Annotated in this window: 2 protein-coding genes; both read left to right on the forward strand. The window is 58.4% G+C overall.

Translation table 11 applies throughout. The annotated features are described in order from the left end of the window. Window positions 1–742: amidohydrolase family protein (locus L21_RS11580; RefSeq protein WP_143727295.1), on the forward strand; the 742-nt coding region annotated here is incomplete at its 5' end. Between the two features lie 12 nt (window positions 743–754). Next, window positions 755–1,561, forward strand: a complete 807-nt coding sequence (locus L21_RS11585; RefSeq protein ID WP_074370625.1) for a formylmethanofuran dehydrogenase subunit C — start codon at window positions 755–757, stop codon at window positions 1,559–1,561. The last annotated feature ends 309 nt before the right edge of the window (window positions 1,562–1,870 follow it).

The raw sequence follows: 1,870 nt of genomic DNA on the forward strand, positions 1-1,870 counted from the left end.
CGGGCCGTTCGAGCACCACCTCACCGAGCTGAACCACCTGAAGTGGGCGAACGCCGATGTGGAACTCGAGACCGGATCCGGTGTCGTGCCCTACGTCTACAGCCCGAGCATCAAGGTCTGCGCCATCCAGTGGGCCATCGGTCTTGAACTCGCGCTGCTCGCGAAGGATCCCATGCGGATCTTCATGACCACCGACCACCCGAACGCCGGGCCGTTCATCCGCTACCCGCGGATCATGAAGTGGCTCATGAGCGAGGAGGCCCGGAAGCAGCAGTTCGACGCCTTCAAGCACAAGGACAAGGTCATCGATGCGACCAACCTCGCCAACATCGACCGCGAACTCGACCTCTACGAGATCGCGCAGATGACCCGCGCCGGCCCGGCAAAATCGCTCGGCCTCGCGCACATGTACGGCGGGCTTGCACCCGGCCTCGAGGCGGATGTTGCGGTCTTCAACTTCAACCCGAACGAGCCCTACGCGCCCGACGACATCGAGAAGGCGTTTGGAAGCGCCGAGCACCTCTTCAAGGCCGGTGTCCAGGTCATCCAGGACCACGAGATCGTCTCGAACGGCAACAAGAGGACGCTCTGGGTGAACGCAAAGGTCAACGAGAACCCGCAGGTGATGCGTGACGTCAAGGAGAAGTTCCTCCGCTACTACACCGTCACCCTGAACAACTACGAGGTTACCGGGCACTATCTCCCGAACCCGTACGTAATTGAGGTTGATGCTACCGAGTGAGGAGAGAGAAGGATGGAAACCGTTACACTCACCATAAAGAACCAGCCCGAACTCCACCTCGAGGCAGAAACCATCGCACCCGATGCGTTCGCCGGGAAGAAGACCGAAGAGATCGCGGACCTCACCGTCTACGTCGGCCGCGAACGCCACCGGCTCGGAGATTTCTTCGAGATCTCCGGCAAGGCCGGAGCAACGCCTGAGGAGACGAAGATCGTCGTCAACGGCGATCTCTCCCGGGTCAAGTACATCGGCATGAAGATGACCGGCGGCGAGGTCGTCGTCAACGGCAACGCCGATATGTACGTCGGGGCATGGATGCAGGGCGGCAAGCTCACGGTGAACGGGAACGTCGACGCCTTTGCCGGAACAGGCATGAAGGGCGGCGAACTCGTCATCAAAGGCAATGCCGGCAACTACCTCGGCGCCGCCTACCGCGGCGACTGGCGCGGCATGCAGGGCGGCAAGATCACCGTCACCGGCAATGCCGGAAGCGATATCGGCACCTTCATGAACGGTGGCGAGATCGTCGTCGGCGGCGATGCCGATGTCCATGTCGCCACCCATGCCGAAGGCGGGAAGATCGTCATCAAGGGCAACGCGAAGAGCCGCGTTGGAGGCCAGATGGTGGAGGGCGAGATCTACGTCCTCGGCAGCATCGACGTGATGATGCCCGGGTTCGTATACCGCGAGGATGTCGACGTCGATATGGACGGCATCAAGGGCCGGTTTGCCCTCTACGAGGGCGACCTCGGGGAGCGCCACCGGAAACGAAAGGGTCAGACGATCTACGCTAAACTCTACCAGCGAATCGAGGCCTGAACCCCCTCTTTTTTCTACACCGCATATTCCCGATACCGATCGTCGGAGAGCGGACGCGGACGGGATAAAAAAGGTAACACGAAATAACAATATTTAGCTATTTTTATGTTACGGCGGGGGAAGCACGATATGTATACAATTCTCTGCAATCGACAATATCCTACCAGATATTTAATATCGGGCCTGCGATATATATTAGATCAGAGACATAAATAGCAATGCTTATATCATCAGAGAAGGTTACTATCTTTTTGTCCCAAGAGGACGTGCAGTAGTCACCAGCAGCCACAGTCAGCGATACTTTTAGCG

It is taken from the genome of Methanoculleus chikugoensis (assembly GCF_900095385.1).
GTDB classification, from domain to species: domain Archaea; phylum Halobacteriota; class Methanomicrobia; order Methanomicrobiales; family Methanoculleaceae; genus Methanoculleus; species Methanoculleus chikugoensis_A.